General features: G+C 67.6%; 10 protein-coding genes and 1 pseudogene. 10 read left to right on the forward strand and 1 reads right to left on the reverse strand.

What is annotated here, in order from left to right; all coding sequences use genetic code 11:
* Nucleotides 1-73 precede the first annotated feature (73 nt).
* From EV140_RS03455 to EV140_RS03500, 10 genes and pseudogenes are all read left to right on the forward strand, one after another.
* Nucleotides 74-970, forward strand: a complete 897-nt coding sequence (locus tag EV140_RS03455; protein ID WP_130281132.1) for an SMP-30/gluconolactonase/LRE family protein — start codon at nucleotides 74-76, stop codon at nucleotides 968-970.
* Nucleotides 971-1,060: 90 nt separating this feature from the next.
* A complete protein-coding gene (locus EV140_RS03460; protein ID WP_130281134.1) occupies nucleotides 1,061-2,275 on the forward strand; it encodes an ROK family transcriptional regulator in 1,215 nt (404 codons plus the stop codon).
* A 100-nt stretch (nucleotides 2,276-2,375) separates the two neighbouring features.
* Nucleotides 2,376-3,743, forward strand: coding sequence for an extracellular solute-binding protein (locus tag EV140_RS03465; RefSeq protein WP_130281136.1), 1,368 nt, complete (start codon nucleotides 2,376-2,378; stop codon nucleotides 3,741-3,743).
* A 205-nt stretch (nucleotides 3,744-3,948) separates the two neighbouring features.
* Nucleotides 3,949-4,710 (forward strand): annotated as a pseudogene (locus tag EV140_RS03470) (carbohydrate ABC transporter permease); the annotation flags it as partial.
* Between the two features lie 29 nt (nucleotides 4,711-4,739).
* A complete protein-coding gene (locus tag EV140_RS03475; RefSeq protein ID WP_130281140.1) occupies nucleotides 4,740-5,609 on the forward strand; it encodes a carbohydrate ABC transporter permease in 870 nt (289 codons plus the stop codon).
* Between the two features lie 17 nt (nucleotides 5,610-5,626).
* Complete coding sequence (locus EV140_RS03480) at nucleotides 5,627-8,617, forward strand: alpha-mannosidase (protein WP_130281142.1); 2,991 nt, start codon at nucleotides 5,627-5,629, stop codon at nucleotides 8,615-8,617.
* A 109-nt stretch (nucleotides 8,618-8,726) separates the two neighbouring features.
* On the forward strand, nucleotides 8,727-9,200 hold the full coding sequence (locus tag EV140_RS03485) for an SRPBCC family protein (protein WP_096420789.1): 474 nt from the start codon (nucleotides 8,727-8,729) through the stop codon (nucleotides 9,198-9,200).
* A 49-nt stretch (nucleotides 9,201-9,249) separates the two neighbouring features.
* Nucleotides 9,250-10,119, forward strand: a complete 870-nt coding sequence (locus tag EV140_RS03490; RefSeq protein ID WP_130281144.1) for a putative RNA methyltransferase — start codon at nucleotides 9,250-9,252, stop codon at nucleotides 10,117-10,119.
* A gap of 110 nt (nucleotides 10,120-10,229) precedes the next feature.
* Nucleotides 10,230-11,729 carry a sensor histidine kinase gene (locus tag EV140_RS03495; RefSeq protein WP_130281146.1) on the forward strand — a complete coding sequence of 500 codons (1,500 nt, stop codon included), beginning with the start codon at nucleotides 10,230-10,232 and terminating at the stop codon, nucleotides 11,727-11,729.
* A 1-nt stretch (nucleotide 11,730) separates the two neighbouring features.
* Nucleotides 11,731-12,390, forward strand: coding sequence for a response regulator transcription factor (locus EV140_RS03500; RefSeq protein ID WP_130281148.1), 660 nt, complete (start codon nucleotides 11,731-11,733; stop codon nucleotides 12,388-12,390).
* A 198-nt stretch (nucleotides 12,391-12,588) separates the two neighbouring features.
* Here the strand turns inward: EV140_RS03500 and EV140_RS03505 are convergent, their stop codons facing one another.
* Nucleotides 12,589-13,836: an Ntn hydrolase family protein gene (locus tag EV140_RS03505; protein WP_130281150.1), complete on the reverse strand. Its 1,248-nt coding sequence runs from the start codon at nucleotides 13,834-13,836 to the stop codon at nucleotides 12,589-12,591.
* Nucleotides 13,837-13,914 lie beyond the last annotated feature (78 nt).

Raw genomic sequence — 13,914 nt, forward strand, 5'->3', positions numbered from 1 at the left:
GCGGTCACGGCGCCCGGTCAGCATCCGCTGAGAACCCGGGCGCCGTGCATCCGCGGCCTTCTAGGGTGGAACCATGGCCGCCGTCACCGCACTACCCGTCGACCGCCACGTGCTCGCTGAGAGCCCCCGCTGGGATGCCGCCACCGGCACTATGAGCTGGGTCGACATCGAGGCGGGTCGCCTCATCGTCGCGCGGCCACAACCGGGCGCGCAGGTCGACATTCTGCGCACCCTCGATTTCGATGACCCGGTGGGATGCGCGTTCCGGCTCGGCGACGCCCGCTTCCTGTTGGCGCTCGGTCGCCGCCTCGGATTCGTCACCGCGGTCGGCGACGTCACGACGTCGCGCGACCTGCTGCCCGAGCACCAGCGGTTCAATGACGGCGTCATCGACCCGGCTGGCCGGCTCATCGTCGGCTCGACCGCCGTCGACCCGGCCGGGCCGCACGAGGGCAACGTGCTGATGAGACTCGAGCACGACGGCGAGGTCACGACCCTCGACACGGGGCTCGGCATCTCCAACGGCCTCGCCTTCGCCCCCGACGGCAAGACCCTGTATTCGGTCGACAGCGCCGCGGGCGTCATCTACGCGCGCGACTACGACTACGAGACCGGCACGGTTGGCGAGCGCCGCGAGTTCGTCCGCATAGACGAGGAGGGCGTCGAACCCGACGGCCTCGCCGTTGACGCCGACGGCGCCGTGTGGGTGGCGCTGTGGGGCGGCTCGGCGGTGCGCCGCTACAGCGCTGGCGGGTCGGTCGATCGCGAGGTGTCGATCGGCGTTCCCCACGTGACGGCGCTCGCCTTCATCGGATCCGCGCTGCAGCATGCCCTCGTGACTACCGCGAGTCGTGACCTCGACGACGCGGAGCTCAGCGAGCATCCTGACGCCGGCAAAGTCTTCGTCGTCGACCTCGACGTGACCGGGCAGTACGGCTACCGGTGGCGGCCGGGGCCGCTGCCGCAGTGAGCGCGCTATCGTGCCCTTATGGGCGACGGTGGCCAGGCTGAACGAGACGTCGCTGAGGCGAGCCGCCGGCGCGGAACGAACTTGCCCGCGATGGCGGATTTCAACCAGTTGGTGATTCTCGACGCGATTAGGAGATCGGCCTCGGGGTTGAGCCGTGTGGAGCTCGCACTGTCCACGGGCCTGTCGGCCCAAACCGTCACAAACATCACGCGGCGGCTCTTTGCCTCAGGGTTCATCGCGGAGGCAGGTAAAGAGTCGTTTGGCCCGGGTAAGCCCCGTACTATCCTCCGCCTTCACCCCCCTGCGCTATACGCAGTAGGCGTGCACCTAGACCCGACCGTGACAACTGCTCTTCTTGTCGATCTCGCAGGAGAGCCGATGCTGGAGCGTCGCATGATGACCCCGCTCGGGCAGGACCCCGAGTTGGCGATTGACGCGCTTGTCGCCATGGTGGAGGGCTTGCTCTCAGAGAGCGCTGTCGACCGTGCCCGCGTAACCGGCATGGGACTCGCTGCCCCGGGGCCAATTGACCCACTCGCCGGTGCGCTCGTTGATCCGCCCCACCTGCCCGGTTGGCACAGCGTGCCGTTGCGCGACGAACTGAGTCAGCGCCTGGGCCTCGTCACCCTGCTCGAGAAGGACGTGGCGGCCGCTACAGCAGCCGAGCTGTGGGTGGGGACGCCCGCCGCCGCGACGGGTTCGTTCGTCTTCCTGTACCTCGGCACGGGTATCGGTGCCGGGTTGGCGGTAGGTCACGAGGTCTTGCGGGGCAGTCTCGGCAACGCGGGTGAGATTGGGCACATCGTCGTTGAGCCCGATGGTGCACAGTGTTGGTGCGGTCTTCGTGGGTGTGTCGCGGTCACCTGCACTCCTGACGCCATCGTGCGCGACGCGATCGCGGAGCGAGTTCTGGAGCCGCTTGTCGAACCACACAACACTGTGCTTGTTGACGCGGCCTTCACTCGTCTTGCTGCGCGTGCCACGGACGGCGACGACGCGGCGAGAGCGGTCATCGACCGTGCCGCCGAGCGGTTTGCGCGTGCCCTGGCGGTGATCGCCAATCTGCTCGACCTCGATCGAATCGTGATCGGGGGGCCCGCCTGGGAACGCGTTGCGGAGCGCTTCATGACGATCGTGCCCGCCGAATTGGATCGGATGCGCGCAGCCCGAAGCATTCACCCTGTCCTCATCGAGGGCACGACGCTAGGAAACGCGGTGGCGGCAAAGGGAGCCGCTTCGCTCGTCCTCGACAGATGGCTTTCTCCGCGTACCGAATCGTTACTTCTTCCTGTCCCAGGTGCTTGACCGAAGTAAATCCATTCGATTTACTTACTGCTACGTGGCTCGCAATGGCGCGACACGGCACGCGATGGCGCGTGATTCCGAGAAGACAAAGGAGCACCCTATGCGTGCTAGAAGATCGGCCATAGCTCTCAGTGCAATCGCGGCGGGCGCTCTCGTCGGAACCGTGGGGTGCACGCCAGCGTCAGAGGGTGGAGCTGGCGAACAAACCATCACCGTCAGTTACATCCGCACCGACGCGTTCACTGCCCTGGACACGCTCTTCCAGGCGACCAAAGATCAGTTTGAAGCGGAAAACGAGGGGGTCATTGTTGACCTCCAACCCGTCTCGGCCAACGACGAGGATTACAAGACGCGGCTCGCCTTGTCCCACCGGTCGGCAAACACCGCGCCGGACGTCTTCTACCAGGACACCACGACCGTTCGCGCAGATGCCGAGGCTGGCTATCTGCTGCCGCTCGATGAGTACCTCGCCGAGTGGGACGACTGGAGCCAGTTCAGCGAGGCCGCTCAGCAGGCTGGTGTCGGAAACGACGGGCAGACCTACGCCGTCTCGTTGGGTACTGATACCCGCGGTCTCTGGTACAGCATCCCCGTACTCGAAGCCGCTGGCATTTCTACGCCGTGGCAACCCAACACATGGGCTGACGTGTTGGCCATGGCGGAGGCCGTGCAAACGTCGGATTCTGATGCTGTCCCGTTCATGCTGTACGCGGGCACCGGCACCGGTGAAGGCTCAAACATGCAGGGCTTTTACCAGCTCCTGTACGGCACGGAACTTGGTGGTGACGCCCTCTTCGATTCCGAGTCGGCGAAGTGGGTCGTCGGTTCGCAGGGCTTCATTGACTCGCTGGAGTTTGTCCAGACCGTCTACGACGAGGGGTACGCCCTCCCCGTTGACCGCGCACTCGACCCGAACGTGTGGCAGTCGGTCTTCGGCGAGCTCTTCCCGGGGGACGCACTCGGGGCGACGATCGAGGGTTCGTACACGCCCTCGTTCTGGGTACCGGGTGGTTCGTTTGAGTGGGACGCCTACGCCGAGAACATGGGTGTCGCAGCGTTCCCCACTCAGAACGGAGACGGTCCCGGGGTGAGCATGTCGGGAGGTTGGACACTCGCAGTGGGGGCGCAAACTGATGTGCCCGATCTGGCCTTCGAGTTCTTGACCATGGCGTTGAGCTTCGAGAACTCGCTGTCGTACGTGAACGAGAACTCTCAGATTGCGGTGCGGGCCGACGTGGCAGCTGACCCAAGCTACATCGAGGCCAACCCGTTCGTCGAGCAGGTGACCTCTTTCGTCGAGTTCACGCACTTCCGGCCGGCGACGAGCGAGTACAACCAGATCTCTGCGGCTGTGCAGCGCGCCACCGAGGCGGTCATCACCGGCCAGGCCACGCCTGAGGAAGCGGCGGCGGAGTATGACCGTGAGGTCGAGTCCATCGTCGGTGCAGAACAGGTGATTGCAAAGTGATCGTACGCTCGAGTGGTTTGCAGCTCCGCCTTACGAACAAGGCGGCGACCGGGGACTCTCGAGCATGACGCACGCACCATCCGCGGGTTCGCCGTCGCGTCAGCGGCGGAGAACCCGCGGCAGTTCGGCACTGCGTGCGCTGGTGCGCGGCGGACCCCTCGTGCCCGCCGCGATTTTGCTGGCCGTCTTCCTGATCGTGCCGATCATGTGGGCTTTCATCGGCTCATTCACCAACGCCACCCTCACCGGCGTGACCGCGACCCAGCCCGAGTGGGTGGGCACGGCGAACTATGAGCGGCTCTTCGCCGACCCCGACTTCAGCCTCTCGCTGTGGCTCACTCTCGTGTTCACCCTGGCGTCGGCTGTGATCGGTCAAAACGTCCTCGGCTTCGCGATCGCCTACCTCATGACCCGTGCCTCGCGCCGGATCGCCGCGATTGTTGGCGGTGTCGTTGTGCTGGCCTGGGTGCTGCCCGAGATCGTGGCAGCGTTCATCGCGTACGCATTCTTCAGTCGCGAGGGGACACTGAACCAACTCCTCGGGCTCGTCGGGCTCACGGGAGACAACTGGCTGTTTATCGCTCCGATGGCGACTGTCATTCTGGCCAACATCTGGCGCGGAACGGCCTTCTCAATGCTCATCTACCGGGCGGCGCTCTCAGAGGTTCCCCCCGACTTGATGGAGGCGGCGGAAATCGACGGAGCGAACGGTTGGCAGCGGCTGGTGCGGGTCACCCTGCCCGTTCTGCGAGGCACCATCGCCACCAACCTCATGCTTGTCACCCTGCAGACCCTGTCGGTCTTCACCCTCATCTACGTCATGACCGCTGGCGGCCCGGGTAACGCTAGCGCGACCCTTCCCGTGTTCGCGTACCAAGAGGCCTTCCGCTTCGGCAGCATTGCGTACGGCACGGCAATCGCCACGGTGATGCTGGTGATCGGCGCAGTCTTTTCCCTCGGCTACATCGCTGTCCTCCGCCGAGCGGAGGCGGACCGATGACTACTGTCCGCCCCGTTGTCGCAACACGCCTGAGTGTCTCGTCGCCCGCCCGACGCGCATCACGCCTCTGGGCTTCTGTCGCGCTGAGTCTCGTCGCCGTGACCTTTGTGGTGCCCCTCGCGTGGATCGTTCTTGCCGCCTTTGACGCCACGGCGACATACGAAACCCGGCTACCTGATACCTGGACGATCGATAACTTTCGCGCAGTCCTGACGCCCCAGACCACGTTCATTCCCATCATGAATAGCGTGGGGCTTGCGAGCTTGACTGCGAGTCTGACAGTACTGGCATCTCTTCTCGCCGCCTATCCGCTGTCTCGATACCGATCGCGATTCCACAAAGGATTCATGTACGGCGTCCTGTTCGGCACCTGCCTCCCGATCACCGCGATCATGGTGCCCGTCTACAGCGTGTTTGTCTTCCTGGGCCTGCTTGACTCGTTCTTTGGAACGGTCCTGTTCCTCACGGCGTCGTCCTTGCCGATGGCGATATTCATGACGAAGAACTTCATGGATGCGGTACCCGTGGCGCTGGAGGAAGCCGCCTGGATCGACGGCGCATCCGCCATGAAGGCCCTGGGCACGGTCGTGGTTCCCTTGATGCGGCCGGGGATCGCCGTCGTCTTCGTCTTCGTTTTCCTGCAGGCCTGGGGCAACTTCTTCGTGCCGTTCGTGTTGCTCTTCTCGCCAGAGAAGCAGCCAGCAGCCACGAGCATTTACACCTTTTTTGGCCAGTTCGGCTCGATCGCCTATGGCCAGTTGGCCGCATTCTCGATGCTCTATTCGCTTCCGGTCATTGTGCTGTACGTGTTGGCCTCCCGCCTCATCGGCGGGTCGTTCGCGCTTGCCGGCTCGGTCAAAGGCTGAGCCCCGAAAGGACCCCCATGCATGTGAACCACACCCAACAACACGCGCGGATCGCCCGATTCCTTCGCGACGTTCTCGACCCTGCTCGAATCCTCGATAGGGTCGCGCTCGACACAGAACACTGGGCAGTCGGCGGCGAGCCCGTGCCGTTCTCTGCCGCACGGGAGGCCGCATACTCGCCTTTTGTTGTCGGCTCACCCTGGGGGAGCGCCTGGGACACAGTCTGGTTTCGAATCCGCGGCACCGTTCCGGCGTCCTGGCAGGGCTCAGGGGCAATTGAGCTGCTCGTGGATCTGGGCTACACCGACCGGCTTCCCGGGTTTCAAGCGGAAGGGACCGTGTACACGACCGACGGCCACATCGTGAAGGGGTTGGAGCCGCTCAACCGGCACGCACCCGTCACCACCACCGGTGCGATCGAGTACTACATCGAGGCGGCGGCGAACCCGAACATCGCTGACGGCTTCCAGTTTCGCGCCACCACGCTGGGCCGCAAGGAGACAGCGGGTGATGCACCCCTGTATGTGGCTCGTTCGTTCGATGTCGTGCTCCGCGATCACGCACTGAGCGCCCTGTGGTGGGATGCCACGACCCTCTTCGATCTCGCCCAACAACTGCCTGATGAGTCTGTGCGTCGGGCGCGCATACTCGAGTCCCTTTCCCGTGTCGTCGACGTCTTCGATGCGTCGAACCCGCGCGGCGGGGTCGACGCGGCGCGCGCGGTCCTCGCGCCTGAACTTGTGGCGCCGGCAGCGGCCAGCGCGCACACGGCGATCGCAGTGGGCCACGCGCACCTCGATTCGGCGTGGCTCTGGCCAACCCGCGAAACGGTGCGCAAGTTTGCGCGAACCCTCTCCAACGTGCTCGACCTCATCAACGAGTACGAGGATTTTCGATTTGTTGCGTCCTCTGCCCAGCAGTACGCCTGGGTCGAAGAGAACTACCCCGAGCTGTTCGCGCGTGTGAAGCGCGCCGTCGCGGCGGGCCGAATCGTGCCGATCGGAAATATGTGGGTTGAATCCGACGCGACCATGATCGGGGGCGAGTCGATGATTCGCCAGTTCGCGCAGGGAACCCGCTACTTCGCGAACGCCTTCGGGGTCACCTCCAACATCGTGTGGCTACCGGATTCTTTCGGCTTCTCTGGGGCCTTGCCGCAGATCTTCCGAGGGGTCGGCGCGACCGGGTTCGTCACGCAGAAACTGTCGTGGGGTGATACCAATCGGATGCCGCACCACACGTTCGCGTGGGAGGGCATCGACGGCACGCGCATCCTCACGCATTTCCCACCCGTCGACAGCTACATGAGTGACCTTGGCGCGGCCGACCTCGCAAGAGCCGAACGCCAGTTCGCCGAGAAATCGATTAGCTCACAATCGATCGTCCCGTTTGGTTGGGGCGACGGTGGGGGCGGGCCGACTCGCGACATGATCGAAGGTGGCCGACGGAAATCCACCCTCGAGGGGTCGCCGAAGGTTGTGTTCGGCACGCCTGCCGAGTTCTTCGAGACTGTCCGACGCGAACTCGTCGATCCGCCCGTGTGGTCGGGCGAGATGTACCTCGAACTGCACCGTGGTGTCTTCACGACGCAGGTGCGTACGAAGCAGGGCAACCGCCGCAGCGAAGCGTTGTTGCACGAGGCTGAGTTGTGGGCGGCGACCGCAGCGGTTCGGGCGGGAGCTGCGTACCCGCACGCCGAACTCGACGTCGCGTGGCAGTTGACACTGTTGAACCAGTTCCACGACATCCTCCCGGGAACCGCAATCGGCTGGGTGCATGAGGAGGCTGAGCGTGCACACGCGCGCGTAGCCTCCATCGCCCACGGCATCATCGAGAGCTCGTTGCGCGCGCTCACAGGCGACGGTGACCGTGAACTTGTTGCGCACCCAACACCGCGCGGGCCGCGTGGGTTTTCCATCATCGAGCCGGACCCCCGTGCGCCGGTGGAGGTCATGTCGGAACCGGACGGTGGCGCGACCCTCCGCAGCGAACAACTCCTCGTGCGCCTTAATGCCAACGGTGAAATCACGTCGTTGATTGACCGGGAACAGGGGCGCGAACTCTTGGTGCCGGGGGTGCCCGCCGCGGCTTTGCAGCTCTTCCATGACCGGCCGTCGCAGTGGGATGCCTGGGACATCGAAGAGCACTATCGCCGCACGCCGATCGCGCTCGATGATGACGCCACCGTCGACGTTGTGGGCACGACCGTTGAGGTCGATCGTGTCGTCGGAGATTCGAGGGCATCGCTGCGCTGGTCGCTGTCGGGCGATGGCTCGTCTCTCGAACTCGACATCACCGTCGACTGGCGCGAAGACGAGAAGCTTCTGAAGATTGCCTTTCCGGTCGGTCTGCTCGCGGACCGCACGGCCGCGGAAACGCAATTTGGCCACGTGTGGCGTAGCGTCCACACCAACACGTCGTGGGAGGCGGCGCGCTATGAGAGCGTGGCACACCGGTGGGTGTATGTCGAGGAACCCGGACAAGGGATCGTCATCGCGAACGCGAGTTCGTATGGCTGGGACACGAAACGTGTCGTCGTCGATGGCCGCGGCGTTGGCACACAACTTCGGGCGACCCTCCTTCGAGCGCCGCGATTTCCCGACCCACTGGCAGACCGTGCAGAGCAACGTTTCCGCCTCTCGTTGCGGCCCGTGACACACGTCGGGGGTGCGGTCGCTGAGGGCTATCGGCTGAGTCGACCTGTGCGCCCGCTCCGCGGCGCGAGCTCTGTCGAACCCCTCGTGCAGGTGTCTGAGGGCTCGGTCGTGGTGGAGACGCTCAAGCTCGCTGACGACGGCAGTGGCGATCTCATCGTACGACTCTACGAGTCGGAGGGGCGGGCCTCGTCTGCGACCCTCACGGTCGACGTTCCGTGGGAGAGCGCCCGCCGAGTCGATCTTCTCGAGCGCGACATTGAGGGAGAGGCGGTCATAAGAAGTCGGGCGGGAGTCCCCCTCTCGGTGCGACCGTTCGAGATCGTTACCGTACGCATCCTGACCGCTTGCTGAGTCGGCATCCTGTGATGTCAACCCCCTGACGTAGGCGACAAGCGGGCGTAGCGTCGCCAGTCGTTCGGCCACACCCGGCCGAGCACCACGACGCGACAGGGAGACACTCATGAGCACCGTTACCTCCACGATCGACATCGATGCGCCCATCACCACGGTCTACAACCAGTGGACGCAGTTCGAGACGTTCCCGCAGTTCATGTCGGGCGTCGACCAGGTGCGCCAGCTGAGCGACACGCTGACCCACTGGGAGGTGTCGATCGCTGGCGTCGACCGCGAGTTTGACGCCGAGATCGTCGAGCAGCACCCCGACGAGCGCATCGCCTGGAACTCCGTCGGCGGCGAGAATCACGCCGGCGTCGTCACCTTCCACCGCATCGACGACGACCGCACGCGCGTGTCGCTCCAGCTGGAGTGGGAGCCCCAGGGCGTCGTCGAGAATGTCGGCGCGCTGCTGCAGGCCGACGACATCCAGGTCGACCGCGACCTGCACCGCTTCAAGGAGCTGATGGAGGAGAACGGCTTTGAGACCGGAGCCTGGCGCGGCGACATCGACCGCGCTCCCGACGCCACGGGACGCTGACGCGACTCTGTGGCTCGGTCCGTGACCCCCGGCGGCTAGCGTTGACCGGGTGACGAACACCCCCGCCGACGACCTCGCGATCCTGCGGTGCCCGCACTGCCTCGGGTCGCTTCAGGCCGTCGACGGGGGTGCGTCCTGTTCGGCGGGGCATCACCACGACCGCGCCAAGCAGGGCTACCTCGGGCTTCGGGTCGCCGCTCGCGGGCTGGGCGCGCCCGCCACGGGCGACACCGCCGACATGGTGGATGCTCGCGAGCGCTTCCAGGGCGCCGGTCACCACGACGCCGTGGCCGCCGCCGTATGCGACGCCGCCGTCGCCGGTCTATTGGCTGCGCCCGGCGACGAGGGCTGGGCCGTCGACCTCGCCGGCGGTCCTGGCTGGCACCTCGGTCAGGTGCTCGACGCTCTGCCCGGGATGCGCGGCCTCCTCCTCGACGCCAGCACCGTCGCCGTGCGGCGCGCCCAGCGCAGCCACCCGCGGATCGTGGCCGCGACGGCGGACCTGCGGGCGCGCATCCCGGTCGGTGACGGCGCCGCGGCCGCCGTGCTGAAAGTGTTCGCGCCGGGGCCTCCCGCCGAAATTCAGCGCATTCTGGCGCCCGGCGGCGTGCTGGTGGCGGCGATTCCCGAGCCGGAGCACCACCGCGAACTCGTGCAGCCGCTGAAGCTGCTGAAGGTGCCGGCGGGCAAGGCCGACGAGCTGGTGGCGTCGCTGCCCGGGCTGCAGGAGGTCGCGCGGACGACGGTGCGCGAGACCGTCCGCGTCGATCGGGCCGCCGCAGCCGATGCCGTCTTCATGGGGCCGAACGCGTTCCACCAGAAGCGCGCGGAGGTGGAGGCGGCGCTGGCCGCAGGCCCCGAGACCCGCGAGCTGACCGTCGCCGTCACGGTCGTGACGCTGCGGGCGCCGGGGGGTTAACCCCCCTCTCGGTTCGGGTGGGCGTCGGGTGGGGCAGAAACGCCTGCGTCGGAAGGCTGGAGGCATCGCGTGAGAGTCGCGCGCATGCCATCCTGACCGGAGAGACGGAAATGACGACCACCATGACTGCAGAGGCCGAAGCGCCGCGCACGACGCGCCCCGCGACCGGTGCCGCGCATCCACCGACCCCGCCGAGCCTGCCGCCGCTGGAAGACTGGAGCTACCGCGCTGTGTGGCGGCGCCTCCCTCGCGGCCTCGGCTACCTCGTGCCGACCTTCGCCATTGCGATCACGGTCAGCGCGATCCTCAACTCGCTGTTCTCGGCCGGCGTCAGCCTGCTGATCGTCGTTATCGGGCTGTTCCTGATCGCGTTGACCCTGCTGCTCGCCCGCTTCGCCGGCTCGTTCGAGGTGCTGCGCCTGCGCTGGTCGGGCGAGCGCGCGATCGCGGAACCCGACTGGCGCATCGACCCGAGCCAGCCGCTGTGGCGGAAGGCCCTCACCCCGTTCGCGAACGGCCACTACTGGCTGAGCCTGTTGCACGGGGCGATCATCGCGCCGATCGTCGCGACCGTCAGCTTCGTACTGCTCACCGTGTGGGGATCGTTCATCCTCGCCGGTGTGATCGCGCCGATTGCGTGGCTGGCCGGGGGCCGGTCGATCGTCGGCCCGAACCTGCTCGGCATTGTCGACCGCATCGGTGATGGCGGTGGCTTCGGCCCCGGGTACTGGATCTGGATGGAGCGCTTCGGTGGGCCCCTGCGCGACCAGGGCCTCAACGTGGGCGTTCAGCTCAGCGGCGTCATGGCCGTCCTCGCCATCGCCCTGGCGATCGGCGCCATCCTGACCCTGCCGTACCTGGTGCGCTCGATGGCGTGGCTGCACGCCGCGATCGCCCGCCCGCTGCTCGGCCGCTTCAAGAGCGAAGAGCTTGAGGGTCAGGTCTCAAGCCTGTTCACCGCCCGCTCCGCCGCGGTCGCCGCCGAGGGCAGCGCCCTCAGCCGCATCGAGCGCGACATTCACGACGGCCCGCAGCAGCGCCTTATCCGCCTGCAGATGGACCTCGCCGCCGCCGAGCGGCGCCTCGACGAGCAGCCAGACGACGCCAAAAACCTGATCGCGGATGCTCGTCGCCAGGCCCAGGACGCCCTCGACGAACTGCGCAACCTCTCACGCGGCTTCGCGCCGCCGCTGCTGCTCGATCGGGGACTGTTCGCGGCGTTGGAGTCCCTGGCGACGCGGTCGAGCATCCCCGTGACGATGCAGTCGACGCTCGGTGCGACGGCCGACCTGCCCGACGAGGTCGCCCGCAACGCGTACTTCGTGGCGAGCGAGCTGATTGCGAACGCGACGAAGCACTCGGAGGCGACGGGCGTCACGCTCGTGGTCACGCGTGAGGGCGGCGACCTCGTGATCGCCGTCACGGACGACGGAGTGGGCGGCGCGGCTGAGACTCCACACCACGGGCTGGCGGGTCTGCGCGACCGCGCTGTGAGCCTCGGCGGCACCTTCACGCTGTCGAGCCCCGACGGTGGGCCGACCGAGGTGCGGGTGACCCTGCCGCTCAGCGGAGTCGGCGGGCAGGGCGCTCCGACCGGGGACAATGCCTGACATGCCCTCGACCGCACCGGCCCTTCGCGTGGCGCTCGCCGACGATTCGGTGCTGCTGCGCGAAGGGCTCGTGCGCGTCCTTGAGGATGCCGGCTTCGCCGTCGTCGGCTCCTACGGCGATGCGGATGCGCTCCTCACCGCCCTGCCCTCGCTCACGGTCGATGCGGTCGTCCTCGACGTCCGGATGCCTCCGACGTTCCGCGACGAGGGGGTGCGGGCGGCGGTGCGGATCCGACGCGAATTTCCCGCCATCGCCGTGCTGCTCTTGTCGCAGTACGTCGAACTGACCTACGCGACAGAACTGCTCGCGGGCGGCGAGGGGCGCGTTGGCTACCTGCTCAAAGACCGCATCGTGTCACTCGACGACGTGCGCGACGCAGTGACGCGCATCGCGGCGGGCGGCACCGTGCTCGACCCCGAGGTGGTGGCGCAACTCATGGGACGACGCCGTGACCCCCTGCAGACGCTGACGCCGCGCGAACGCGACGTGCTCGAACTGATGGCGGCGGGGCGCACCAACGCCGCGATCGCCGAACGTCTGTTCATCGGCGTTGGAGCCGTCGAGAAGAACGTGTCGTCGATCTTCGCGAAGCTCGGGCTCGACGAAACGCAGGGCGACCACCGCCGCGTCCTCGCGGTGCTCGCGTACCTGCAGCGCTGAGCGCTGCTGTGGTGCGGGCCGGGCCGAGCCGCCACCGGGCCGACCCGAGCCGCCACCGGGCTCGCCCGCGCGGTCACCGGGCAGGGCCGTGCGGCAGTTTGGGCGCGATGCGCGTGTTTGTTCTCACGCATCGCGCCCAAACTGCCGCACCTACGACGGGACTCGGGTGAGGACGGGCGCGGGCAACCCTGCGGCGGCTCAGTAGCGGGCCAGCACGTCGGCGTCGCGCGCGTGGGTGATGGCGCGGCGCGCGGCGTCGAGCGCCGCCACCGGGTCGGTCGACGACTCGCGCTCGGCGAGCTCCAGCTCGCGGCGGGCCTGCTCGAGGCGGGCCCGCGCGGCGGCGGCTCCGCGTCCACGCCCGGCGGCCTCCGCATCGGCCAGCTGGATGCGCGCGGTCACCATCGCCGCGTCGAGCGCCTCACGCGCGTGGCTGAGCCGCTGCGCCTGCGTGCGCGCGGCGGCCAGCGCCACGTCGAGCGCGTCGAGGGCGCCGCGCAGCCGGGTGAGGGCGGGAAGCGGGTCGCGTGCATCCACGGTGGTGGAGAGCGCGGTGTCGACGTCGGCGACCGCGCGCGTGATGGCTGCGGCGGTGTCGGGGTCGGGCGCGTTGTCGACGGCGGCCAACGCCTCGGTGCGCTGCACCCGCGCGTCGGCGGCGAGGGCCTCGAGGGCTGTGGCGACGTCGTCGAGCCGGGCGACCGCCGCGGCCCGGTCGTCGAGCAGGCGCTCTGCCGCGAGGATCGCGACGTCGGCGTCGTCGAGGGCATCGGTGACGGGCGGCGGCACGGCCTGGGCGAGAGCGTCGTCGACGCGGGCGAGCGCGGCGTCGGCCGCGTCGAGCCGCTCGGCGGCGAGTCTGGGCGCGTCGGCGGCGGCGCCGAGAGCCTTCGCGCTGTAGGTGTCGGGCGTCTCGTGCAGGCGGGCGCGTTCCTCGTCGGCGTGTCGCGCGCGCACGGCGGCCGTGCGTTCCCGCAGGCGGGTGAGCCGCTCGCGCGCCCCCGACTCGGCGCTGCGCCGGCGCCGGAACGCCGTCTCGTGCTCGCCGAGGCTCGCCGCGATGCGCTCGGAGAGCATCACGATGCGGTCGGCGCGTTCTCGCTGCCGGAGGCCGGGAGCGGGATCGTCCACGAGCATCCCGTGCAGGCGGAAGATTTCGCGCCGGTCCTCTTCGGCCGCATCGATCGCGGCGCGGAACGCGACCGTGTCATGCTCGCCGAACTGGGCGAGGGCAAAGCCCAGCTCGCGGTCGGCCGACTGGAGGGCGTCGTCGGCCCGCACGAGCGCGATGCCCGCCTGGGTGCGCTGACTCTCGAGTTCGCGCTCGGGCCGGTGGCGACCCCGCGACACCATGACGATTCCGCCCACGAGAACCCCCGTGACGACGATGCCGAGGGTGAAGGCCGCGGTGAGCACTCCCGAGACGATGCCGCCGAACAGTTCCACGAGACGGAAGTGTAGGCGGCGCATCTTTACTCCCGCGGCGCGGAATACCGGGCGAAACGCTGGGCCGGTCATAAGGTG

The organism is Microcella alkaliphila (genome assembly GCF_004216855.1).
GTDB lineage: Bacteria > Actinomycetota > Actinomycetes > Actinomycetales > Microbacteriaceae > Microcella > Microcella alkaliphila.

What these genes read in the sequence shown, in the direction of transcription:
- EV140_RS03485 (WP_096420789.1), top strand. Translation starts at nt 8,727, where the DNA reads ATGAGCACCGTTACCTCCACGATCGACATCGATGCGCCCATCACCACG.
- EV140_RS03475 (WP_130281140.1), top strand. Translation starts at nt 4,740, where the DNA reads ATGACTACTGTCCGCCCCGTTGTCGCAACACGCCTGAGTGTCTCGTCG.
- EV140_RS03500 (WP_130281148.1), top strand. Translation starts at nt 11,731, where the DNA reads ATGCCCTCGACCGCACCGGCCCTTCGCGTGGCGCTCGCCGACGATTCG.
- EV140_RS03460 (WP_130281134.1), top strand. Translation starts at nt 1,061, where the DNA reads ATGGCGGATTTCAACCAGTTGGTGATTCTCGACGCGATTAGGAGATCG.
- EV140_RS03495 (WP_130281146.1), top strand. Translation starts at nt 10,230, where the DNA reads ATGACGACCACCATGACTGCAGAGGCCGAAGCGCCGCGCACGACGCGC.
- EV140_RS03455 (WP_130281132.1), top strand. Translation starts at nt 74, where the DNA reads ATGGCCGCCGTCACCGCACTACCCGTCGACCGCCACGTGCTCGCTGAG.
- EV140_RS03480 (WP_130281142.1), top strand. Translation starts at nt 5,627, where the DNA reads ATGCATGTGAACCACACCCAACAACACGCGCGGATCGCCCGATTCCTT.
- EV140_RS03465 (WP_130281136.1), top strand. Translation starts at nt 2,376, where the DNA reads ATGCGTGCTAGAAGATCGGCCATAGCTCTCAGTGCAATCGCGGCGGGC.